We start from the raw sequence: 24,507 nt of genomic DNA, 5'->3' as shown, positions 1-24,507 counted from the left end.
CGAGCGCTGCGAACGGGTTGGGACTGCGAGTAGGGTCACGGTAACGATTGGCTCTGCAACACCTATACGTAAACGGCCCGTGCCGGGTGGTTCGTCACGTTGTAGATCGGGGGCAGGTAGTGGGCTCGGGGTTCCCGCGCAATAACGCAGGTGACGTGGATTCACGCGCCTTCCCGCTCTCGCACGCCCAAAAGGGGTTGTGGTTCGCGCAGCAGTTGGAACCGAACGTTCCCATCCTGGTGGCCCAATACGTCGAGTTACGCGGGCCGGTGAACGTCGGAGCGTTGAAGTGGGCGTCCGAGCAGGGATCGTTCGACATCGAGTCTCCCGGGGTCCGGATCGTCGCCCATGCGGGTGAGCCGTACCAGTTGGCGGACGAGACGATCGAGGACGAACTCGCCTACGTCGACCTGCAGTCCTGTGAGGACCCGGTGGCCGAGGCGCATCGGTGGATGGACGAGCGCCGTCGCAGGCCCATGCGGGTGTATCGGGATCGCCTGATCTCGGCGACGCTGCTGCACGTCGGTCTCGATCACTACTTTCTCACCACCTTTGCGCACCACCTGATCCTCGACGGTTACGGCGCCATGGTGCTGATGAACCGGGTGGCCGAGCTGTACACGCACGCAGTCGAGCGCACGGAAGCACCCCGGTCGAAGGCGTTGTCGCTGCGCGAGTTGTACGAGGCCGAGGATGCCTACCCGGATTCCCGCCGATTCGAGATCGACCGCGCGTACTGGGCCGAGCGCACACAGGATTTGCCGGAACCGTCCCGGCTGACCGACCGTCGGGCGGCGCCGTCGGCCGTCTCGCTGCTCGCCGGCAGGGTGATGGATGCCGGCGTCGTCGAAAAATTGGGTGCGCTCGCGCGCGAGTGGAATTCGTTCGAGGTTCCGATCGTGGTGGCGGCGTTCGCCGCGTATCTCGCGCGAATGACGGGCAATGCCGAGGTGGTGCTGAGCCTTCCGGTGTCCGCTCGCACCACCGCGGGTGCGCGACGTTCGGGTGGCAGTGTGGCCAACGTGGTTCCGCTTCGCATAGTGGTGGATCCCCACGGAAGCACTCGCGACCTGGTGCGCCGCGTCCAGTTGGAATTGACGGGTGCACTGCGACATCAGCGGTACCGGTACGAGGACATACTCCACGACATGCGGTCGGCGTCCCGGGTCGGTCGCGGCTTCGGGCCGATGGTCAACATCATGATGTTCCACACCGAGACGTGGTGGGGTGACGTGCTCGGCGAACTGAACGTTCTCACCGCCGGTCCCGTCGACGACCTCGCGGTGGCGATCTACCCGGGCGCGGCCGGCCGGAACGTTCGCGTGGACTTCGAAGGAAATCCGTCGGTGTACGGACCGGGCGAACTCGAGGGCCACCACGAAAGATTCCTGGACTACCTGGGCGGATTCGTGGGCGCGGCCACCGCGGCGGCGGTCGGCAGCCTGCCGTTGCTCACCCCCGGTGAACTCGACGCGCTCGCCCCTCTCACCGGCCCACCTGCGGCGGCACCGTTGACTCTTCCGGAGATATTCGACCTGACGGTGGACTCCGGCTCGGTGGCGCTCCGTTGCGGGGACGCGGAGATGACGTACCGCGCTCTTCACGAGCGATCGAACCGGCTCGCCCGCAGGCTGCTCGCACACGGTGTGGGTGTCGGCAACCGAGTTGCGTTGATGCTTCCGCGTTCGATCGAGCAGGTGGTGGCGGTGTGGGCGGTCGCGCGGTGCGGTGCGGCCTTCGTTCCCGTCGACACGGGCTACCCGGCCGAGCGCGTCGCGCACATGATCGACGAATCCGGCGTCACCCTCGCCGTTGCCGCGGAACCGGAGGTGGTGCCCGCAGGTGTCGAGTGGGTGGATGTGGCCGATGCGCCGGGAGACGGCACACCCCTCGCCGATGCGGAACTGGCACATCCGATCAGGCTGGACAACGCGGCGTACGTCATCTACACGTCCGGCTCGGTGGGGCCGCCACGCGGTATCACGATGCCCCACCGGGGGCTCGCCAATCATGCCGCCGCGGTGGGTCGTCTCTACGCAGCGACCCCGCGGTCGCGGGTGCTGATGGGTGCGTCGCCGTCCTACGACGCCTCGATTCACGAACTGCTGGTCGCCGTCACCGCGGTCGCGACGTTGGTGATCGCCCCGCCGGCGGTGCGCGGCGGAAACATGCTGCTCGACCTGCTGCGGCGTGAGCGCATCACCCACTGGACCACGACGCCGGCGGTCCCGGCGCAGATGGATCCGACGGGATTGCCCGACCTCGAGGTACTCGCCGTGGCGGGGGACGTCTGCCCGCCGGAACTGGTGGCGCGGTGGGGTACCGGCCGCACCGTCCTGAACCTGTACGGCCCGACGGAGGTCACCATCTGGGCCACCGCAACCGAATCCCTCGTCCCCGGGGCACGCACCACGATCGGCCGTCCGATCGAAGGTGTGTCGGCTGTGGTGCTGGATCGGTTCCTGCAGCCGGTGCCCGCAGGGGTGGTGGGGGAGCTGTACCTGTCCGGTCCGGGCGTGGGACGCGGCTACCTGGAGCGGCCGGGTGTGAGCGCGACCCGATTCGTGGCCGACCCGTTCACGACGGATCTGCAGCGCATGTACCGGACCGGCGATCTCGTGCGGTGGTCACCGGACCACGAACTGGAATTCGTCGACCGCGCCGACGATCAGGTGAAGATCCGTGGATTCCGGGTCGAACTGGGCGAGGTCACCGCGGTCCTCGGCCGGCATCCGGGTGTCGACACGGCGATCGCGGTGGCACACGACCGGAACGGCGAGTTGACGGTGGACGGCTACGTGCACGGCGCCGGTCTGGATCCCGAGGAGATTCTCGCGGGGGTGGCGGAGCGGCTGCCCGGGTACATGGTTCCCTCGACGGTCACCGTCCTCGATTCGGTGCCGCTCACCCCGAGCGGAAAGGTGGATCGCTCCGCGCTACCGATTCCGGCACCATACGAACGCGAGTTACGTTATTGGACACGAGAACTCGAAGGTCTCCCGGTCGGCGGGGGGTTGCCGCCCGACCATGACGTGGCGGTGACCTCGGGGACGCTCACCGATGTGGTTCCATTGGCGCTGGAACGCCACCTGTACCGGGACCTGTGCGATTTGGCGTCCGAGCGCGGGGTTCCGCTGTTCACCGTCGTCCACGCGGCCGTCGCGGTGTGGCTGTCCGTCGTGAGCGGCGAGGACGATCTCGCCATCGGAGCGGTTCTGCCCGACCGTCCCGACTCGGTGGTCGACCCGGCCTCGGAGCCGCTGGTGCTGCGCAGCAGACTCGATCCACGTCTCACGTTCGACGAATTCGTGATGGTCACCGACCGGACCGAGCGAGCTGCGTGTGCGCACGGGGCCGTTCCGTTCGCACGAGTGGTCGACGCTGTGGGGCAGCAGCTTTCGCCGTCTCGGCACCCACTGTTCCAGGTCGCGCTCGCCGAGGAGGGGGAGAGGAGGCTCGACTGCCTGGACCTGGTCGTGTCGCTGAACGGTGGCGGTCGCCACCCCGAGGTGCAGTTTCGGTACGCAGCACCTCGTTTCGACCGATCGACCGTGGAGCGGTGGGGCCGGCGGTTGCACCGCCTGTTCGGGATGATCGCCGAGGACCCGCGCGTCGCGCTGAGTTCGATCGACCTGCTGACGCGGGAAGAGCGCGCCGCGGTCCTTCCTGTACCCAAAGAGTATGAGCACCAGACCAAGTCGTTGCCGGCGGTCTTCCGGCGCCGCGTCGCCGCCAATCCCGACGCCCTCGCCGTCCGCTGCGGCACGGAGACGGTCTCCTACGCGGACGTCGACCGTCGCTCCGCTGCTCTGGCGCGGACCCTGCGATCCTCGGGAGTCGGGGATGAGGCCATCGTCGCCGTCGGACTGTCGAATCCGATAGACAGAGTCGTTGCGCACGTTGCCGTGCTGCGGTCGGGGGCAACCTGTCTGCCGCTGGACCCCGACCATCCGATCGAACGCCTGCGGTACCTGTTGGCCGACGTGGTGCCGGCGCTGCTGGTCATCAGTCGTAGCGATGCCGGGGACATCCCGCACGGCGGACACCCGACCCTCGTTCTGGACGACCTCGGCGAGGCGGGGGGCGGCGACCAGGGAGTGACGCTGCCGGAGTGGATTCACCCGGATCGGACCGCCTACGTGTTGTGCCCCGTCGGCTCCGCGCCGGTCGCGCTGACCCACGCGAATGTGCTGGCCGGCCCGCGATCGGCGGACGACGGTGACCGCAGGGTGCGAGATATCTGGGAATCTCTCGCCGCGGGCACGACGGTCGCGTGCGAACCCGCGCAACCCGCGGGCCCGGATATCGGGTCCCACCTCTACGTGCTGGACCGCGCATTGCGGCCGGTCCCGCCCGGCACGGTGGGAGAACTCTATGTGGGCGGGCAGGTCGCCCGCGGATTTCAGCGTCGGCCCGCGGCGACGGCCGAACGCTTTGTCGCCGACCCGTTCGTCTCGGAGCGGACGGCGGGCGCCGGGGGACTGCGGATGTACCGAACCGGCGACCGAGGGCGGTATGTCGACGGGCGGCTGGAGCGGATTCCGGGGGACTCCGACGACAGCGGCCTCGCACGGTGGCAGCGGGCGCTGCGAGGCGTCGGTTCGTCGTCGCCGGTGCCCACCGACCGGGTGGCCGGGGCGGTGGCGTCCCCGTCGGACCGCGTGCACGAGTTCTCGATCGGCGCCGATCGCCACGACGCCGCGGTACGGCTGGCTCGGGAGCAGGGCGGGACGCTGTTCACGGTGTTGCGGGCGAGCCTCGCAATCCTGCTCGCCCGCATCGGTGTTCACCGTGACATCGTCATCGGCGGCGAGGCGGGGTTGGCGGGGGACCGGGCGAACACAGTGGCGTTACGCGCGCGGATCACGCCCGCGATGTCGTGCCTCGAGGTTCTCGAGCAGGTGCGCCGCTTCGACGTCGCGGCGTTCCAGCACGCGGATGTGCCGTTCGAGGCCCTCGCCGACCTCATCGGAGGAGAGCGCCCGCAGGTGTGGCTCGCTCTCTCACCCACCTCGGACGAGGACACGACGCGGATGCCGTTCGATCTGGCATTCACCTATTCCGAGCGCTGGGTGGGTCACGAACCGGCGGGTGTGGACGGTGTGGTCACCTATACGCCGTCGCTGTTCGACGCCGCGACGGTGCGTTCGCTGGCCGCTTTGTTCGTGGATGTGCTGGTTGCCGTCACGGACCGTCCCGAGATCGACGTCGGCAGCATCGGTCTCGCTGCCGGCCCGGCCCTCGACGGCGGCGAGCCGTGCGCACCGAGAACGCTGTCGGAGATTCTGACCGGCACCGCCCGCGTGTTTCCCGACGCTCCGGCGCTCACCGACGGCGAGGTGACCCTGACGTACCGTGAGCTCGATGCGCGGTCCGACTCGCTGGCGCGTGCCCTGATCGACGCCGGGGCGCGGCCTGGTGGAGTGATCGCGCTCGCCCTGCCGCGGTCGATCGAATTCATGATTGCGCTGTGGGCCATCACCAAAACCGGCGCGGCCTTCGTTCCGGTCGATCCGACGCATCCGGCGGAACGCCTGGAGAGGGTGCTCACCGAGGCCGATGTGCGCATCGGAGTGGGTGCGATGTCGGTGGGTGGATCCCGAATCGAGTGGTTGCCGCCGACGGCCGGCGACAATCTGGACGGTGTTGTCCCGGTGCGTGTTCCGGTGCACCCGGACGAGGTGGCGTACGTCATCTACACCTCCGGTTCCACCGGTACCCCCAAGGGGGTGATGGTGCCGCACCGAGGTGTGTCCTCGCTGACCGAGGAGGCGGTCCGACGCTACCGGGTCACGTCGCAGTCGCGGGTGCTCCACGCCTACAACCCCACGTTCGACGCCGCGCTTCTCGAGACGCTCCTCGCCTTCGGTTCGGGTGCGTGCCTGGTCGTTACTCCCGCCGAGGTGTACGCCGGACCGGACCTCCACCGGGTGCTGGTGGAACACCGGGTGAGTCACTACCTTTCGACGCCGGCGGTCCTGACCACATTGAGTACCGACGGCCTCGAGCACATCGAGGTCGTGGCGGTGGGCGGCGAGGCTCTGCACCCCGACCTCGCCGCGGTGTGGAGCGACGGCAGGCGAATGCTCAACGCCTACGGTCCGACGGAGTCGACGGTCGTCGCGACCCTTGCCGACGTCGACGGTCACGTGACCATCGGAGGTCCGATCCGCGGCACCACCGGCCTGGTGCTCGACGACCGGTTGCGCCGGGTGCCCATCGGTGCGGTCGGCGAACTCTACCTGTCCGGTGCCGGTCTCGGCCGCGGATATGTCGGGGACCCGGCACGGACCGCGGTGCGTTTCGTCGCGGGCCCGGGTGGTTCCCGGTTGTACCGGACCGGCGACCTGGTCCATCGCCGCGCCGACGGCAATCTGCAGTTCATCGCCCGCGTGGATCGGCAGGTGAAGATTCGTGGCGTCCGCATCGAACCGGGGGAGGTCGATGCGGTGATCGCCCGGGTCGCCGACGTCGACGGTGCGATCACGGTGGCCCGCCCGCACGTGGCAGGCGCGGACGCGCTGGTCTCGTACGTGGTGCCCCGCGGCAGCCTCGATGTGGAGTTGTTGCGCAAGAGACTCGAGGACATTCTGCCGTCGTACCTGGTGCCCGCCGCCGTCGTGGTGCTCGAGGTTTTTCCCCTCACTCCGTCGGGCAAGATCGACGTGAAGGCGTTGCCGGCGCCTGCGCTCGAGTCGCGCGCCTTCCGGGCACCCGAATCGGAGGTACAGCGGGCCGTCGTCGCGGTCTTCGCCGACGTGCTCGCGGTGGACCAGGTCGGACTCGACGACGAGTTCTTCGCGCTGGGCGGAAATTCCCTGATCGCCACGCAGGCGGCCGCCCGGTTGAGCGAGGCGGTGGACGCGCACGTCCCGGTGCGCATGATCTTCGAGGCGTCGACGGTGGAAGCACTGGCCGAGCAGGTGTCCTCGCTGCCCGGAACGGGCACCCGTGCCGTCCTCGCGCCGCGTCCCCGGCCGGATCGAATTCCCCTGTCGCCCGCACAGAGGCGCATGTGGTTCCTCAGTCGCTTCGACCCGGCATCGCCGGCCTACAACATGCCGCTGGCCGTTCGATTGACCGGTGCACTCGACGTTCCCGCGTTGCAGCAGGCCGTGTTCGACGTGCTGGAACGGCACGAGTCGCTCCGGACGATGTTCCCGGAGCACGACGGCGAACCGGTGCAGTCGGTGGTGCCCGCAGAACGAGTGGAACTGGACCTGTCGCCGGCACCCGTTCCTGAGGATGCCGTGGACGCCCACGTCCTCGCGGTCGTCGCAGGCGGATTCGACGTCTCGGCGTCGGTCCCCATCCGCGGGCGGCTTCTGCGCGTGAGCGAGAACGAACTGGTACTGGTCGTGGTGGTTCACCACATCAGTGCGGACGGCTTCTCCATGGCGCCGCTCGCCCGGGATGTGGCCACCGCGTACCTGGCGCGGGCGCGAGGCGAGAGCCCGGCGTGGGCCCCGCTTCCGGTGCAGTACGCCGATTTCACGCTGTGGCAGCGCGAGGTGCTGGGCGACGAGGACGATCCGGCGTCGTCGGCGGCGAAGCAGTTCGAGTACTGGACGCGGACACTCGCGGGTATTCCCGACTTCCTCGAGCTACCGACGGATCGCCCCCGGCCCGCGGTGCGCACCAACCGGGGTGCCGCGGTGCCCGTGACGATCGATGCGGCAACTCATCGCCGACTCGGTGCCCTGACGCAACAGCACAACACGACGCTGTTCATGGTGGTGCACGCCGCTCTCGCGGTGCTGCTCGCCCGGGTGACGGCGACGTCGGACATCGTGATCGGCACGCCGGTGGCCGGCCGCGGTGAGCGGGTGCTCGACGATGTGGTCGGCATGTTCGTCAACACGCTCGTGTTGCGCACCGAGGTGGATCCCGACGCTTCGCTCGTCGACGTGCTGGGGCGGGTGCGGCAGACCGATCTCGATGCCATGGCGCACGCGGAGGCGCCGTTCGAGCGTCTGGTCGAGATTCTGAATCCTTCTCGTTCGCAATCCCATTCGTCGCTGTTCCAAGTGATGCTCGCGTTCCAGAACCAGAAGGCGGCGTCGCTGGAACTGCCGGGACTGACCATCGCGCCGCTCGCGATCGACGCGCAGGTCACCAAGTTCGACCTCGACTTCTCGCTGTCGGACGGCTACGGCGAGAACGGTGACCCTGCCGGCATCTCCGGAATTCTCACGTACTCCGCCGATCTGTTCGACGCCGCGACGGCGCAGCGGTTCGTGCGGGGTCTGCTGCGCGTCGTCGAGGCGTTCGCGGCGCACCCGGACGTCCGGGTCTGCGACGTGTCGCTTCTGACTGCCGACGAGACGGTCCAGATGCGGGACACCTGGAATGCGACGGATGTCGCGCTGCGCGACGAGACTCTGGTGGATCTCCTCGATGCACAGGTGGCCCGCAGTCCCGGTGCGGTCGCGGTCGTCTTCGACGGCGGTTCGTGGACCTACGGCGAACTCGACGCGCGAGTCAACAGGCTGGCGCGACTGCTCGTCGATCGCGGCATCGGCCCGGATTCGCTTGTCGCGCTCGCCTTCGAGCGGTCATCGGACATGATCGCCGGAATGTGCGCGGTGCTCCGCGCGGGCGGCGGCTACGTGCCGCTCGACCCCGACCACCCGGCAGAGCGGATCGACGACGTGCTGCACTCCTCGGCAGCGGATCTCGTGCTCACCTCCGCGCGCACCCGGGCGCCGTTGCCGGCCGGCACACCACGCATCGACGTCGACACGGTCGACCTGTCCGGGTTCGATCCGGCCCCGGTGCGCGACACCGACCGGGTGCGGCCGCTGCGGCCGCAGAACACGGCCTACGTCCTCTTCACGTCGGGATCGACGGGTCGGCCCAAGGGCGTCGTCGTCAGCCACGCCGCGATCGTGAATCAATTGCGGTGGCTTGCCGACGAATACGACGTCACCGCGGACGACCGCGGAATGCTCAAGGCCCCGTACACGTTCGACGTGTCGGTGTGGGAGATCTTCCTACCCCTGACCGTGGGCGCGCGGGTGGTCGTGACCCGGCCCGGGGGGCACGCCGAACTCGACTATCTGGCGGCCGTGATCCGGGAGTATCGGATCACGATGATGCACCTGGTGCCGTCGGTGCTGGCCGCGTTCCTCGCGGCGGGCGAGGGTGCGGCGTTGTCGTCGCTACGACATCTGTATGTGGGCGGCGAGGAGGTGTCGTCCGAGCTGGTGGAGGACGCCCTCGCGCTCCGGCCGGGCGCGTTCCACAATACGTATGGCCCCACCGAGGCGGCGATCACGAGCACCGCGTTCACGCTGGGTGCGTCCGCCGACGCGCGCGTGCCGATCGGTGCGCCGGTGTGGAACACCCGAGCGTACGTGCTGGACGCGCGGCTTCGACCGGTCCCGGTGGGTGTCGCCGGCGAGCTGTATCTCGGCGGCGCCCAGCTGGCGCGCGGGTACGTGGGGCGCAGCGAACTCACCGCGGAACGATTCGTGGCCGACCCCTTCGGCCCGCGCGGCGACCGGCTCTACCGCACAGGTGACCGCGCGAAGTGGACCCCCGCCGGGCAGCTGGTTTATCTGGGGCGGACGGATCTCCAGGTCAAGATGCGCGGGCTGCGAATCGAACTGCGAGAGGTCGAATCGGCGCTGGAGGCGGCGGACGGGGTGTCGCAGGCCGCCGCGGCGCTCGTCTCGGACGACGGCGGGGGTGACCGTCTCGTCGGCTACGTCGTGGCCGAACCGGGCAGGCAGATCGACGCTTCCGCGCTGACGGCGTCGGTGCGACACCGGCTTCCCTCGTACATGGTGCCGTCGCAGATCATGGTCCTGAGCGAGCTGCCGTCGGGGTCGGCCGGCAAACTCGATCGACGCGCGCTCCCGCGGCCGCGGTTCGAACCCCGGGCGTTCCGCGCCCCGGCGACCGACACCGAGATCGTGGTGGCCACCGCGTTCGAGGAGCTACTGGGCGTCGGGAAGGTGGGCGCGGACGACAACTTCTTCGAGTTGGGTGGCAATTCCCTCCTGGCGGTGCGGCTGGTGAGTGCGCTCGCGGCGTCGACCGGTGCCGCGGTCCCGCTGCAGACGGTGATGACGGATCCGACGCCGAGTTCGATAGCAGCCCGGATGAATTCGGCCGATCACGGTGGTGACGCGGCGCTCGGTGTGGTCCTTCCCATCAGGACGGCGGGGGCGGGGCGTCCGCTGTTCTGTATTCACCCGGTGGTCGGTCTGGCCTGGTGCTACACCGGTCTGGCCTCCCGGGTCGATCCCGATCGGCCGATCTACGGACTCCAGTCCCCGGCGATCGCCGAGGACGGCGCGCAGCCCGCCTCGATCGACGACCTGGCGGCGCGGTATGTGGCGGAGATCCGTCGCATCCAGGCGCACGGCCCGTACGACCTTCTGGGATGGTCGCTCGGCGGTGTTCTCGCCCATGCCGTCGCGGTGCGACTCCAGGACGCGGGCGACGACGTGGCGACCCTCGTGATGCTCGACAGCTACGCCCACCAACCGCAGACGGCGCAGGCGGACCTTCCGGTGAGTGTGGGCGATCTGCTCGCGGGAATCGGTGTCGAGAGGGACGTGCCCGCGGCCGTCGCGGAGATGACTCCCGAATCGGCGGTGGATCTGCTGACCGGCACCGGGGGACCGATGGCCGTGTTCACCCGTGAGCAACTCCACCGGCTGATCGCGAGCGCCGCGCACAACTGCGCGCTGCTGGATCATCACCGCCCGGGTGTCTTTCGCGGCGACGTCGCCTTCTTCACCGCGGGCCGCGACGATCCGACCGGGTCGGCGGCGGCAGCGACGTGGCAGCCCTATGTGGCGGGCGCCGTCCGAAACCGCACCGTCGACAGCGCACACTGGCACATGACGTCGCCGAAGGTCACGAGGGTGGTCGGATCGGCGCTGAGGGGCGACAGCCGCTCAGTAGCGACTACGGAGTAGCTTCCTGCGGCGCCGCGCCGGACGCCGCGCCCACGGCCGGTCGCGGGTGGTCGCGAATGTCCAGACGGCGATCGCGAGCGCGGCGACGGACAGTAGGTCGGACACCGTGAGGCCGTGCGTGGCGTCGAACTCCCAGAGGATCTGGCCCTCGAGCGGACCGTTGCCGAACAGCCAGAGCACGGCGGCGGCGACGGTGGCGCCCGCGGAGATACGGGAGGGCCGGGCGAGGCACAGCGTGGTCGTCGCGAACAACAGGTTCATGAACACGAGGGGATAGAAGGGCGCCGCCATCCGGCCATTCTTCCAAGCCGGGCCGGGAATGCGCCCGCTGGGGCGCGGTCAGGCCACCGTGCGGTCGGGAGGGTCGTTCCGTGTCGCGTCGTACGGGGCGGGCCGCTCGCGCAGGTCTTTCTGTCGAATCGCCCTCCCAATGAGGATGGCGAGCGGTACCGACAGCGCTATCCACGCGAGCACGACCCCGACGATCCACCACACACATCGAGTATGCCCGTCCCCTGGACCCGGGCCCAAGGCCCTGCTGGTCCGCGTTCGGCACTGATCGGGCGCATTATAGGTCCATGGGTACCGGTCGGTAGCGGAAATTCGGAAAAATTACCTGGTCATCGCAGGTTTGCCGCATCCAGTTCGGGGCACCCCCTCGGTAGGGATGTGTTCACTTTCAAGGAGGTGGGTGATGACGACACCAGGTATGTCGATCGAGAGACACCCTGATATCGCCGAGTTGCGGGCTCGCTACGACCGAGTCTCGGAACAACCGATGACGCAGGTCACAGAGGGCCTGATGTTCATGGCGGGCCTCTACATGGCGGCGTCGCCGTGGGTGGTCGGGTTCGCCAGCCAGTCGGGCCTGGCGGTGTGCAATCTGTTGTCAGGTCTCGCGGTGGCCTTGCTTGCGGTCGGTTTCACGTCGGCTTACTCCCGCACCCACGGCATGGCGTTCGTCGCGCCGTTGCTGGGTCTGTGGATGATCGTCAGCCCGTGGCTGGTCGTCGGAGTTACCACCACTGCGGGAATGATCTGGTCGAACGTGGTCTGCGGCATCATCGTGTGCCTGTTGGGTCTCGGTCTCACGGCCATGGGAATGGCGGACGGCGGAATGAGGATGAGGAGAAGGTAAATGACGGCACGTGCCTGCATGGGGATGGGGCACGAGCAGAGAAGCGCCCGCCGATTCGGTGGGCGCTTCGTCGTGTTCGGCTAATGCTGTTTGAGGAACGCGTCGTGCTCTTCGTGGGCGCGTCGGATGAGGTCCATGAGGGTGGTTTCCTCGCGGATAATTTTCTTGAATTTCGGGTCGAGTTTCTTGAGTTGTGCTTCCTCGCCCAGCAATTTGTCATACATGCGTTCGCGCTCGGCCAGGTCTGCGGTGTAATCGAGGTCGAGGTAGTTGATCGCGTGCCGCCGGGCGCCGCCGACCGCGGACTGGGCGCGGCCCCGCTTGCTGGTGAGCGACGCGATGACGGTGATCACGAGGATGCCGATGATGACGCCCAGCGACACGTACGTGCTCACCTCGATGACGTTCACGGGTTCGCCGTCGTTGACGAACGGCAGGTTGTTCTCGTGCAGCGCATGCAGGATCAGCTTGACGCCGATGAACGCGAGAATCGCGGACAGTCCGTACGACAGGTAGACCAGGCGATCGAGCAGACCGTCGAGCAGGAAGTACAGCTGCCGCAGTCCCATCAGCGAGAACACGGTGGCCGTGAAGACGACGAAGACGTTCTGGGTGAGCCCGAAGATCGCGGGGATGGAGTCGAGCGCGAACAGGAGGTCGGTGCCACCGATCGCGACCATCACCAGCAGCATCGGCGTCATGGCGCGCTTGCCGTTCTCGACGGTGAAAAGTTTGTCACCGTCGTAGTGCTCGGTGGTGTGCATGAACTTCTTCGCGATGCGGATGATGAAGTTGTCGGCCGAGTGCGAATCCTCGGTTTCGGGCCGCAGCATGTTGCCGGCGGTGATCAGCAGGATGAGCCCGAAGAAGTAGAACACCCACGCGAACGAGTTGATCAGCGCGGCGCCGAGAAAGATGAACGCGGTCCGCGCGAAGATCGAAAACACGATGCCGAAGAGCAGCACCTTCTGCTGGTCTTCGCGCGGGACACGGAAGCTGGACATGATGATCAGGAAGACGAACAGGTTGTCGACGGACAGCGCCTTCTCCGTCACGTAGCCCGCGAAGTACTCCGAGCCCATGTCGACGCCACCGAAGATCAGCACCGCGACACCGAAGAGCAGCGCGAGGCCGACGTAGACCGTCGACCAGATGGCCGCTTCCTTCAGCGTCGGGATGTGCGCGCGGCGGACGTGGAAGAAGTAGTCGAACGCGAGAAGCGCGACGATCACCACGATTGTCAGTGCCCACGCCAGGGGAGTTACGTGCATCGTCTCTGCCTTCCAGCCGAAGCGAACGCGCTTGTTGGTCAGCGTAGACCGCCGCGTGGCACGACTTCGGTCGATGGCAGAACTGTCGGGGGCGCCGGGTCGGCAGACGGGCTGCCGTCCCGGCGCGGCGGACGCTAGCTTCGGTCGCCGAACACCGTCCGGTGCCAGTCCTTCCGGGCGGTCCCGGTGATGTCGGACATCACGTGCTTGACGTTGGTGTACTCGTCGAGCGAGTACGTCGACATGTCCTTGCCGTAACCGGACGCCTTGTAGCCGCCGTGGGGCATCTCGCTGATGATCGGGATGTGGTCGTTGATCCACACGCAGCCCGCGGCGATGTCCCGGGACGCGGTTTGCGCGCGGTACAGGTCGCGGGTCCACGCCGACGCCGCCAGCCCGAAGTCGGTGTCGTTGGCCAGCGCGATTCCGTCCCGGTCGTCGTCGAACGGCAGGACCACGAGAACCGGGCCGAAGATCTCCCGCTGCACGATCTCGCTGGACTGCTCGGCGCCGACGACGAGGGTCGGCTCGTAGTAGAAGCCGGCCGCGAGGTCGCCGCCGGGAATGGCACCGCCCCGGACGATCTTGGCCCCGGCATCGCGGGCGCGGTCGACGAACCCGGCGACGTGCTGCTGCTGTCGCCGCGACACCAGCGGTCCCATGTCGGTGCCGGGATCGGACGGGTGCCCGAGCCTGACGGTGTCCATCAGTGCCGCCACCCCGGCGACGAAGTCGTCCAACAGCGGACGCTGAACGTACGCGCGGGTGGCCGCGGTGCAGTCCTGACCGGAGTTGATGAGGGCACCGGCGACGGCCCCGTTGATGGCGGCCTCGAGGTCGGCGTCGTCGAACACCACGAACGGTGCCTTTCCGCCCAGCTCCAGATGAAGTCGTTTGCCCGCGGCGGCAGCGGCGATCTGCCGTCCGACGGGAGTCGATCCGGTGAAACTGACCATCCCGACGTCCCGGTGCGACACCAGCGCCGAACCGGTGGTCGCGCCGTGACCGGTGACCACGTTGACGACGCCGTCCGGCATTCCGGCGCGCGTCGCGGCCTCGGCGAACAGCAGCGAGGTGAGGGGCGTGATCTCCGCGGGCTTGAGCACGATGGTGTTGCCGGCGGCGACCGCGGGCAGGATCTTCCACGCCGCCATCTGCAGCGGGTAGTTCCACGGCGCGATCGACCCGATCACCCCGACCGGTTCACGGCGGATGGTGGACGTGTGGTCGGGCGAATACTCACCGGACGCCTTGCCCTCCAGGTTGCGGGCCGCGCCGGCGAAGAACGACACGTTGTCGATCGACCCGGGCACGTCGAACTCGGTCGACAGCTTGATGGGCTTGCCCGCCTGCCGGGTCTCGGTGGACGCGAGATCGCCGGACATCGCCGTCAACTCGTCGGCCCACCGGGTCAGGACGGCGGAGCGCTCGCCCGGGCTCGTCGTCGACCACTGCGCGTACGCGGCCTTCGCGGTGGCGACCGCGTCGTCGACGTCCTCGGCGGACGCGTCGGGGCGCGACGACACCACTTCGCCCGTCGCGGGATCGAGCACCTCGTAGTGCTCGGCTGCTCGGCCGTCCCGGTAGCGGCCGCCGACGTACATCCCGGGCAGATCCTGGTGCTTCACAGGAGGGTCCAGGCTTCGGTGAGGACGCTGCGCAGGATGGTTTCCATTTCGTCGAATTCGGGTTGTCCGCAGATCAGCGGCGGGGCGAGTTGGATGACCGGGTCGCCGCGGTCGTCGGCCCGGCAGTACAGGCCGGCGTCGAACAGGGCGGTGGAGAGGAATCCGTGCAGCACCCGCTCGGCCTCGGCGTCGGTGAACGTTTCCTTCGTGGCCTTGTCCTTGACCAGTTCGATGCCGTAGAAGAAGCCCTCGCCGCGCACGTCGCCGACCATCGGCAGGTCGGTGAGCTTGTCGAGGGTGGCGCGGAACGCCGGCGCCTGCTCGGCCACATGCGCGTTGAGGCCTTCGCGTTCGAAGATGTCCAGGTTCGCCAGCGCCACCGCCGCGGAGACGGGGTGCCCGCCGAAGGTGTAGCCGTGGGCGAACATCGAGGTGCCGTCGGCGAAGGGTTCGAACAGCCGGTCCGAGGCGATCATCGCCCCGATCGGTGAGTATCCGGACGTCATCCCCTTGGCGCAGGTGATGATGTCGGGGACGTACCCGAAGTCGTCGCACGCGAACATCGACCCGATCCGGCCGAACGCGCAGATCACCTCGTCGGAGACGAGCAGCACGTCGTAGTCGTCGCAGATCTGCCGGACCCGGGCGAAGTAGCCGGGCGGGGGTGGGAAGCAGCCGCCGGCGTTCTGCACCGGTTCGAGGAAGACGGCGGCGACGGTGTCGGGGCCCTCGAATTCGATGGCCTCGGCGATCCGGTCGGCGGCCCAGATCCCGAACGCCTCCGGGTCGGTGTCCAGCGGTGCGGGGGCGCGGTAGAGGTTGGTGTTGGGGACCCGGAACGCGCCGGGGGTGAGCGGTTCGAACGGGGCCTTCAGCGCGGGGATGCCGGTGATCGCGAGGGCGCCCTGCGGGGTGCCGTGGTAGGCGATGGAGCGGGAGATGACCTTGTGTTTGCCGGGTTTGCCGACCTTCTTGAAGTACTGTTTGGCCAGTTTCCAGGCGCTTTCGACGGCCTCGCCGCCGCCGGTGGTGAAGAAGACCCGGTTCAGGTCACCCGGGGCGTAGCCGGCGAGGCGTTCGGCGAGTTCGATGGCGGGTTCGGTGGCGTAGGACCAGAGCGGGAAGAACGCGAGCTGTTCGGCCTGTTTGGCGGCGGCCTCGGCGAGTTCGCGGCGGCCGTGCCCGGCCTGGACGACGAACAGCCCGGACAGTCCGTCGAGGTAACTGCGGCCGGCGGAGTCGAAGATCCGGGTGCCCTCGCCGCGGGTGATGATCGGCGGGGTGATGGTGTCGCCGTGCCGGGAGAAATGCCCCCACAGATGGCGGCGCGCGGATTCCTCGAGGCGGGTGGACGTGGGCGAAGCGGTGGTAGCCGTAGTCATCGGGTTCCCCAATCGTATTGCTGTTTGACAAGTTTCAGGTACACCATCGTCTCGGTGCCGAGCACACCGGGAAGGGTACGAATTTCTTTGTTGAGCACGGTCAGCAGGTGGTCGTCGTTCTCGCACACGATCTCGGCCAGGATGTCGTAGGCGCCGGCGGTGAGCACCACGTAATCGATGGCGTCGACGTCGGCGAGCCGGGCGGCGATCTCGGTGACGTCACCCGAGCAGCGGATCCCGACCATGGCCTGGCGCGCGAATCCCACCTGCACGGGGTCCGTCACCGCGACGATCTGCGTGACACCGGTGTCGATCAGCTTCTGCACGCGTTGGCGTACAGCCGCTTCCGACAATCCGACGACCTTGCCGATGGCCGCATACGATCGTCGCCCATCCTCCTGAAGTTGCTCGATGATCTGCTTGGACACGGGATCGAGAGACGCGGGCTGCTCAGACATGGTCGCATCTTCCCCTGCTCGTCGTATCGAAGACAATCGGCTCGGACATTTCGGAAGCTATCGCCTCTTCCCGGTGACGTCGGTGCTCATTGCTCGGGCACCTTCACCTCCGTGTCGGCGGTGAGGGTGTGGCCGCGGAAGAAGTTGCGGGTGCCGGTCGCGAAACACAGCAGCATCAGCGGGATTCCGACCACCAGCATTCCGACGCCGAGGACGAACACGCCCCCGAGCGGGCCGAAGGCGGTGAATCCGTAGTCGGGACTGAGCATGTCGACGGCGCTCTGGAGAAACGCCCACGTCATGCACAGCCCACCCAGCAGCGGGAAGATGCCGCGCATGAACAGGTTTCGCGCCGAGGCGAACAGTGTCCGACGGAAGTACCAGACGCACGCGTAGGACGTGATGCCGTAATAGAACGCGACGGCGAGTCCGAGCGAGGCCACCGAATCCTGCAGCGCGTTGGCGCTGAGGAACGAGAGCACCAGGTAGAACAGGAGTGCCGCCGCGCCCATCACCAGCGTTCCGAAGCCGGGCGTCATGTACCGGGGGTGCACCGAGGCGAACCGCCGCGGCAGCGCCTCGTACACCGCCATCGACAACGTCCCCCGGGCCGTCGGCAGGATGGTGGTTTGCGTCGACGAGAGCGCGGAGATCGACACCGTCAGCAGCAGCAACGAGGCCGCCCACGGCCCGGCGACGGGACCACCGAGGGTGGTCAGCACGTCGTCGACGTTCTCGGGATTGTTCAGTCCGATACCGGTGTCGCCGAACCCGGCGAACGACTGGACGGCGTACCCGACCAGTACGTACGTGGCCACGAGAATGACCGTCGTCAGAACGGCGGCGCGTCCCGGAGTCCGCTCGGAGTCCTTCGTCTCCTCGCCCACGGCCAGGCAGGCGTCCCACCCCCAGTAGATGAAGATGCAGAGGATGATCGCCTGGGCGGCATCGGACATCGAGACGCCGGTCGGGATGATCCAGTCGAGTTTCGGGGTGACCGCCTGCGGTCCGGCCGTGCCGCCGAAGACCTTCGTCAGCGCGAGGACGTTGACCCCGATGAGGACGGCGAACTGCACGGCGATCAGGATGTTCTGCAGTCGTTCGCTGATGAGGATGCCCCGGAAGCTGACGTAGGTCATGGCCGCGATGAAGAAGCACCCCAGCAGCACTTTCGCGGTGAGCGATTCGGCCGCCCCGTGCAACCCGAGAACCTCGAACAGGTAGATGGCCGCGATCTCGGCGGTGTTGGCGAGGACGATGATCGCGGACACCGCGAGTCCCCATCCCGCCATCCACCCGATCCAGGGGCCGAAGGCCTTGGTGGCCCACGTGAACGAGGTGCCGCAGTCCGGGGTGTCGCGGTTGAGTTCACGGTAGGCGAACGCGGTCAGCAACATCGGGACGAAGGCGACGAGGAACATCGACGGCGCCTTGTCGCCCACCGCGAGGACGACGTAGCCGAGGGTTGCGGCAAGGCTGTAGGCGGGCGCGACCGAGGACAGCCCGATCACCGTGTTGCCGATCAATCCCAGTGCGCCGCTGTTCAGCCCCTTCGCGGGGCTGTGCAATTCGGACTGGGGCGTGGAGGGCTGCGTCGTCGAGGGCTGGATCTTCACGGGCGGAGGTTCGGCAATGCTCAATGTGTCTCCCTCGGTGGGTGCGGGGCGGCGGGCGGGGTGCCCGGGCAGGGTGGATCGGGGGTCGGGGGTTCCGTTCGGGGTGGCCGGCCTAGGTGGCCGCGACGAACACCTTCCGCAAGGTGTCGCGCACGATCCACCGGGTCTTCTGGCCGGTGTGCACGCGGACGAGGCTTCCCGGTCGCAGTTCGAGATCGGGGGTGCCGTCCTCGAACTGCACTGTCGCGTCGCCGCTGAGGACCACGAACACCTCGTCGATCTCGACGTCGCGCGTGACGCTGGGCTCGATTTCCCAGATCCCGACGGTGGCGCCCGCGACGTCGCCGAGCAGTCGTTCGCCGACCCTCGGGGCCGGTCCGCTGACCACCTGAACGGCGGGGAGGTGCTGGTACGTGAGATCGGTCGTGTGCGCGTCCGTGGGCAGGATTGTCACGAGTCGAATCCCAATCCCACGGCGTCGAGAGCCTTGAGGAAGGCATTCCGGCGGCCCTCCGTGTGGTCGGCACGGTCGAGCGACCACCGGGTGGCGTTGATGCCGGCCGCCGCCAAGGGCTCGGGCGGGAAGGGGAGGGGCATATCCTTCACCATCTGCAGTTCCGTCAACGCCGTCGTCTCGCCGGACACCTTGTCGAGCATGACGTCGGCCGCGAAGCGGGACGCGCCCACACCGAGGCCGGTGAAGCCGGCGGCGTACGCGATGCGCCCCTTCGCGGCGGAACCGAAGAACGAGCAGAAGCGGGTCGACGTGTCGATGACGCCGCCCCACCGGTGGGTGAATTCGAGGCCCTCGAGCTGGGGGAACGTCGTGAAGAAGTGGTTCGCGAGCCGGGTGTGGGATTCGGGACGGTTCTCGAGGTCGTGCCGCATGCCGCGACCGAAGTGGTAGATCGCGTCGTATCCGCCCCACAGGATTCTGTTGTCCCGGGTGAGCCGGTAGTAGTGGAACTGGTTCGACATGTCGGCGATGCCCTGTCGGGCAGACCATCCCACGTCCGCGAGTTGCGCGTCGGAGAGCGGTTCGGTCATCAGCACGTAGTCGTACACCGGGACCGTGTGCAACCGGTAGCGCTTCAGCAGCGACGGAAAGGCGTTGGTTGCCAGGATGACTCGTCCGGCAGACAGCGTCGCACGCGCCGTCCGCACGCCGACGCGGGCCGACGACCGGGAGCGGTCGAGGCCGAGCGCCTGCGTGTGCTCGAAGATGTCGACGCCGTGCTCCGCGCAGGTGCGGCCGAGTTCGGCGGCGAGTTTGGCCGGATGCACCAGCGCGGTGGACTCCTTGTCCCACACGCCGGCGAGGTAGGTGGGGGAGTTCACCTGGGCGCGCATCGCGGGGCCGTCCAGGACCGTGGTCGTGGCACTGGGCGGGGTGGCGAGCACGTCGTCGGCCTGGTAGTCGGCGATCGCGACCGAGATCGCGCCGTTGCGTTCGAAGTCGCAGTCGAGGCCGAGGGTGTGGACGGTCTTCTCGATGGCGTCGAGGTTCTCGAGTCCGAGTGCTTCGAGGGTGTCGAACTCCTCGGGCCAGCGGCGGCGACCGTTTTCGCTTCCGTGCGTCAGGCTGGCCTCGACGAATCCGCCGTTGCGGCCGGAGGCCGCCCACCCGATGGTCTCGCCTTCCATGAGGGCCACGGACATGTCGGGGTTGCGCTGTTTCGCGAGGAGGGCGCTCCACAGTCCGGTGTAGCCGCCGCCGACGACCACCAGGTCGTAGGCGGCGTCCGCGGTGGCGGCCGGGTAGGTGGGCGTGTCGGCGATGTCCTCGATCCAGAACGGGGCCAACCGGGTGCGCCGGAGCGCATGGTCGACAACCTTCGCGTTCGGTGGATTCTGCTCGAACACTGTCTGCATCACTGGGGCACCTTTGTTGGCGGGCTGACCGAAACTGTGGCGTGTGAGGCACGTCACCGTGGTTCCCTATCCTGACGGGCGCACGCCACTATTTCAATAGTGATTCGCAGAAAGTTGCACTGATTCCGTTGTCAATCGTTCGAATGGGAACTGAATCGGTCGTTTCGGTCGATCCGTACCGACGGGTCGCTAGCGCCGCGCGATGCTCCCGACGTGCAGCGAGACGGAGCGGACCGGGCTGATCTTCGGTTCGCCGCCCGTCTTGACGGCGTGGACGGTGCCGAATTCGACGGTCTCGTCGGGGTAGCTGCCCGCGAACGCGTAGACGTAGTGGGTGCCGGCCACCGCGTCGCCGGGGACGGTGTAGGTGACGGCCTCCTCGAGCACCTCGCCAGGTTGGAGATTCACGTCGATCGGCCCGAAGAACGGTTCGCTGGTGCGGCCGTCGGGGGAGATCGCGCTGGCCCACACCTGGCCCGCGTAGGGGCGGTCCTCGGGTGCCTCGACGAGCATCGTGGCGTCGATCGCCCCGCCCTCTGACGGCAGGGTGGCGTCGGAGTCGCCGCTCAGCGTGACCCGCACCGGCAGATCGGTGTCGGGGTTGGCGGGTCCGGTCGACGCGGGCGAGCCGTCGCCGACCTCGGGCCACCCGTTGGCCCACACGATCCGGTCGATCATTCCCTCGCGTCGCCGCGCGCCGCTGGGCAGATCCCGGTTGTCGCGTGGAATGGCGTGGTACACGATCCAATCCGCGCCTGCGTCGTCGGACACCACCGTGTTGTGGCCCGGGCCCGCCCACGGTTCGCTGCCCGCGAGGATGAGGGCGCCGCCGCCGTCGTTCAGGTCCTGACCCTTGCGGTCGAGGTAGGGCCCGGTCAGCGATTCCGACCGGCCGACGAGCACCCGGTACGCGGTGTCGGCGCCGTTGCAGCAATTGCCGGCCGAGAGAAACAGGTAGTAGTAGCCGTCGTGGAACTCGACGTACGGACCCTCGAAGCGTTCGTCCGCCACTCGCACGGGTTCGCCGGCCGCCGCGGTCCCGTCCGCGCTCAGCGGAATGGCGTGGACGCCTTGGAAGTTGCCGACGAACATGGTCTTGGTGGTGCCGTCGTCCCACACGAACGGGTCGATGGTGCCGCCGACCCCCACGTCGTGGGCGCAGAACACCGGGCGCCCGAGGTCGTTCCACGGTCCCCTGGGGTTGTCGGCAGTGGCGAGGCCGATGCAGGGATTCGACTCGTCGTAGAGGGAGTAGTACAGGCTGTAGCGGCCGCCGGTTTCGAGGACGTTGGGCGCCCACGCGAGTTTGCCGTCGGGATGCCACGCGGGCCGGTCGGGGAAGACGTCCCCGAGGTACATCCAGTCCATCAGGTCGGCGGATTTGAAGATCGACATGTTGTGCATGCCCTGGCCGTCGCCCCAGTCGTCGGCGGTTGTGTACATGTAGAACATGCCGTCGGACGCGCGGACGACGCTCGGGTCGGCGGCCACGGGTTGCACGATCGCGTCGGCCGTCGCGGTCGGGGCCGGCGCGACCGTGAGGACGAGGAGCGTCAGGGCCGTCACGATCCATCCGCGCCGCGGGAGGGGCCGGACGGGGGACCTGCGCGGCGCAGCATCGTCAGTGTTCACACGTAGCTCCCAAACCTCGCCCGCCCGGAATGCGCCAATCTATAAGGGTGAGGTGGAGGTCAAGAGTGAATTCGGGGCACTATGCCGGACTGCAACCGAACCGTGTTCTGCGTGACGGGTGTCAGGATTCGGGGTCGAGCAGGACGAGAGGGATCTCGCGGTCCGTTTTCTTCTGATAGCCGGCGTATCCCTTGTAGGCGGCCGTCACTTGCGGCCACAGCCGGGCCCGCTCCTCGGGGGTGGCCGTGTGGGCGCGCATCGACCGCGCGGGCCCGCCCTGCAGCGAGAGTTTGACCACCGGGTTGGCCTGCAGGTTGAGGTACCACGCGGGGTGGTGGTCGTCGCCACCCCGCGACGCCACCACCACGAGGGTGTCGCCTTCGCGCACCGGCACGGTCAGCATCACGCGGTGCACCTGCCCGGTCTTGCGGCCGACGGTGGTCAACTCCACCGCCGGCATCTTGCCGAAGCTCTTCCCGACCCGCCCGCCCGTGAGGCGCAGGACGACACGGTGCAGGGCGTTCATGAACTTGAGTGACCGGTCCGAAGGCATGGTTTCAGCGTAACGAGGTCGGCGCCCGCACGAGGCTTGATGCGGGCGCCGGCACCGAGTTACGGCCGGTCGTGGACGAGTTCGCTCGGGCCGATTCCGGCCTCGCCGGCGATTCCGGCGAGTTCCGCGCCCACCGATTCCCGCGGTTCGTCCGCCGTGGCCTTCTTCTGCGGTCCGGTGAGCAGTGAGGCGATGCCGCCGATCACGCACGCGACGATGGCGAAGGCGAATGCCATGGCCAGACCGTCGGCGAACGGTCCCGAGATCAGCTGCGGGAAGAAGTCCAGGCCGGTGAGGTGCGCCTGCTGCTGCTCGGTGAGCGACGACAGTTGCGGTCCGAGCAGTTCCTGAATCGGGTTGACACCGAGGAACGCCGCGAACAGCACGGCGACGGTGGGCAGGTTCGCGATCTGGGTGGCCTGCGCGGCGGAAACCCCGTTGGCCATCAGTCCGTCGCTCATCGCCGACGGCAGGTGGGTGCTGAGGCCTGCGATCATCAGGCTGAAGAAGAACCCGATCGACAGCACCATTGCCGCGTTCTGGAACGTCGTCATCATGCCCGCGCCGACGCCGCGCGCGTTGGCGGGCAGGCTGTTCATCACTTCGGCGCGGTTCGGGGCGGAGAACATGCCCATGCCGATGCCGTTGATCAACAGCGTCACGGCGAATGCCCAGTAGTGGAAGTTCACCGGCAGCGCGATCAACATTCCGAACGTGGCCGCGGTGATGAACATGCCGGTGCTGGTGAACCACTTGGTGCCGAATCTGTCGGAGATCACCCCGGCCACCGGTGCCGACAGCAGGAATCCGACGGTCATCGGCAGCATGTAGATGCCGGCCCACAGCGGGGTGCGGCTGTAGTCGAAGCCGTGCTGCGGCAGCCAGATGCCCTGGAGCCAGATGATCAGGATGAACTGCAGACCGCCGCGGCCCAGCGACGCCACCAGATTGGCGATGTTGCCCCACGTGAACGACTTGATCTGGAACAGATGCAGGTTGAACAGGGGGTTCGCGACCTTCGTCTCGATGATGCAGAACACCGCGAGGACGACGACACCGCCGATGAGGCACGACAGCACCATCGGGCTGCCCCATCCCATCGACGACGACCCGTACGGCTGGATTCCGTAGGTGATGCCCACCAGCACGGCGATCAGTCCGACGGCGAAGGTGATGTTGCCCCACCAGTCGATGTCGGCGTGCTGGCGGACGCCGGTGTCGTGGAGTTTCAGGTAGGCCCAGATCGTGCCGACCACGCCGAACGGCACCGAGACGAGGAAGATCAGATTCCAGTGGATCGGCGCGAGGATGCCGCCGATGAGCAGGCCGAGGAACGACCCGGCGATTGCGGCGACACCGTTGATGCCGAGCGCGAGGCCGCGCTGATCGGCGGGGAAGGCGTCGGTGAGGATCGCCGACGAGTTCGCCATCAGGAACGCCCCGCCGACGCCCTGCACGACGCGCCACCCGATGAGCCACAGTGCCGCCTCGGAGCCGTCGAACCACGTCACGGCCAGGAAGATCGAGGCGATCGTGAACACGGCGAAGCCCATGTTGTACATCCGGGCTCGCCCGTACATGTCGCCGAGGCGTCCGAAGCTCACCACCAGGACTGCGGTGACCACGAGGAAACCCATCATCATCCACAGCAGGTAGCTGGTGTTGCCGGGTTCGAGCGGGTTGAGGTGGATGCCCTTGAAGATGTCGGGGAGTGCGATGAGCACGATGGACGAGTTGATCGTCGCGACCAGCATGCCCAGCGTGGTGTTCGACAACGCGATCCACTTGTAGCGGGGGCCGAGCGTCTCGAGTGTCCGGGGCCCGTCATCGTTCGACACGGGGGGTTCCTGCGTGTGCGAGACCAAGGAATTTCACCTCTCAAGTTTTCATAGTTTTCAAAAGTAAGTAATCGGAAAGCAAAGTGTTCTGTTGTCGTGCGTTCTGCGGGGTGGGCATCCGGCCGACCGCGACCTCCCTGGATCGGGACTGTCCGGCTTGTCCGTTGTGTCGCTGTCGCTCAATCGGT

The 24,507-nt window shown here is 67.8% G+C and carries 13 protein-coding genes; 2 read left to right on the top strand and 11 right to left on the bottom strand.

Translation table 11 applies throughout. From position 1 onward, the window contains the following. Positions 1 to 155: 155 nt before the first annotated feature. Positions 156 to 10,931 carry a non-ribosomal peptide synthetase gene (locus H0B43_RS09435; RefSeq protein WP_312033851.1) on the top strand — a complete coding sequence of 3,592 codons (10,776 nt, stop codon included), beginning with the start codon at positions 156 to 158 and terminating at the stop codon, positions 10,929 to 10,931. Here H0B43_RS09435 and H0B43_RS09430 read toward each other — a convergent pair. Further along, positions 10,911 to 11,222 carry a hypothetical protein gene (locus H0B43_RS09430; protein ID WP_185728157.1) on the bottom strand — a complete coding sequence of 104 codons (312 nt, stop codon included), beginning with the start codon at positions 11,220 to 11,222 and terminating at the stop codon, positions 10,911 to 10,913. The two genes, H0B43_RS09435 and H0B43_RS09430, sit on opposite strands and share 21 nt — an antisense overlap. Before the next feature lie 403 nt (positions 11,223 to 11,625). On the opposite strand from H0B43_RS09430, the gene H0B43_RS09425 reads away from it, so the two are divergent. Next, positions 11,626 to 12,069: an SPW repeat protein gene (locus tag H0B43_RS09425; protein WP_185728158.1), complete on the top strand. Its 444-nt coding sequence runs from the start codon at positions 11,626 to 11,628 to the stop codon at positions 12,067 to 12,069. 80 nt (positions 12,070 to 12,149) lie between these two features. Here H0B43_RS09425 and H0B43_RS09420 read toward each other — a convergent pair whose 3' ends face one another. The 10 genes from H0B43_RS09420 to H0B43_RS09375 all read right to left on the bottom strand — a co-directional run bounded on the left by H0B43_RS09420 (position 12,150) and on the right by H0B43_RS09375 (position 24,346). Then, on the bottom strand, positions 12,150 to 13,340 hold the full coding sequence (locus H0B43_RS09420; protein ID WP_185728159.1) for a TerC family protein: 1,191 nt from the start codon (positions 13,338 to 13,340) through the stop codon (positions 12,150 to 12,152). A 134-nt stretch (positions 13,341 to 13,474) separates the two neighbouring features. Beyond that, entirely contained in the window at positions 13,475 to 14,968 is a 1,494-nt protein-coding gene (locus tag H0B43_RS09415) for a gamma-aminobutyraldehyde dehydrogenase (protein ID WP_185728160.1), read from the bottom strand. Then, positions 14,965 to 16,350 (bottom strand): aspartate aminotransferase family protein, encoded by a 1,386-nt coding sequence (locus tag H0B43_RS09410; RefSeq protein WP_185728161.1) that lies wholly within the window; start codon positions 16,348 to 16,350, stop codon positions 14,965 to 14,967. Before H0B43_RS09410 ends, H0B43_RS09415 begins: the two co-directional genes overlap by 4 nt. Further along, on the bottom strand, positions 16,347 to 16,808 hold the full coding sequence (locus tag H0B43_RS09405) for an Lrp/AsnC family transcriptional regulator (protein ID WP_141467450.1): 462 nt from the start codon (positions 16,806 to 16,808) through the stop codon (positions 16,347 to 16,349). The genes H0B43_RS09410 and H0B43_RS09405 overlap by 4 nt, the downstream gene beginning before the upstream one ends. An 86-nt stretch (positions 16,809 to 16,894) precedes the next feature. Further along, a complete protein-coding gene (locus H0B43_RS09400) occupies positions 16,895 to 18,448 on the bottom strand; it encodes an APC family permease (protein ID WP_213015111.1) in 1,554 nt (517 codons plus the stop codon). Positions 18,449 to 18,536: 88 nt separating this feature from the next. Next, a complete protein-coding gene (locus H0B43_RS09395) occupies positions 18,537 to 18,878 on the bottom strand; it encodes a cupin domain-containing protein (RefSeq protein WP_312033852.1) in 342 nt (113 codons plus the stop codon). After that, complete coding sequence (locus H0B43_RS09390; RefSeq protein WP_185728162.1) at positions 18,875 to 20,299, bottom strand: FAD-binding oxidoreductase; 1,425 nt, start codon at positions 20,297 to 20,299, stop codon at positions 18,875 to 18,877. Before H0B43_RS09390 ends, H0B43_RS09395 begins: the two co-directional genes overlap by 4 nt. A 186-nt stretch (positions 20,300 to 20,485) precedes the next feature. Further along, complete coding sequence (locus H0B43_RS09385) at positions 20,486 to 21,928, bottom strand: family 43 glycosylhydrolase (RefSeq protein ID WP_185728163.1); 1,443 nt, start codon at positions 21,926 to 21,928, stop codon at positions 20,486 to 20,488. A gap of 121 nt (positions 21,929 to 22,049) precedes the next feature. Further along, a complete protein-coding gene (locus H0B43_RS09380) occupies positions 22,050 to 22,481 on the bottom strand; it encodes a nitroreductase/quinone reductase family protein (RefSeq protein WP_185728164.1) in 432 nt (143 codons plus the stop codon). A gap of 59 nt (positions 22,482 to 22,540) precedes the next feature. Further along, on the bottom strand, positions 22,541 to 24,346 hold the full coding sequence (locus tag H0B43_RS09375) for an MFS transporter (protein WP_185728165.1): 1,806 nt from the start codon (positions 24,344 to 24,346) through the stop codon (positions 22,541 to 22,543). Positions 24,347 to 24,507: the final 161 nt, after the last annotated feature.

The organism is Rhodococcus sp. 4CII (assembly GCF_014256275.1).
Lineage (GTDB): Bacteria > Actinomycetota > Actinomycetes > Mycobacteriales > Mycobacteriaceae > Rhodococcus_F > Rhodococcus_F wratislaviensis_A.
Note: the sequence above shows the minus strand (reverse complement) of the source record. Positions and strands in the feature narration are given on the sequence as shown.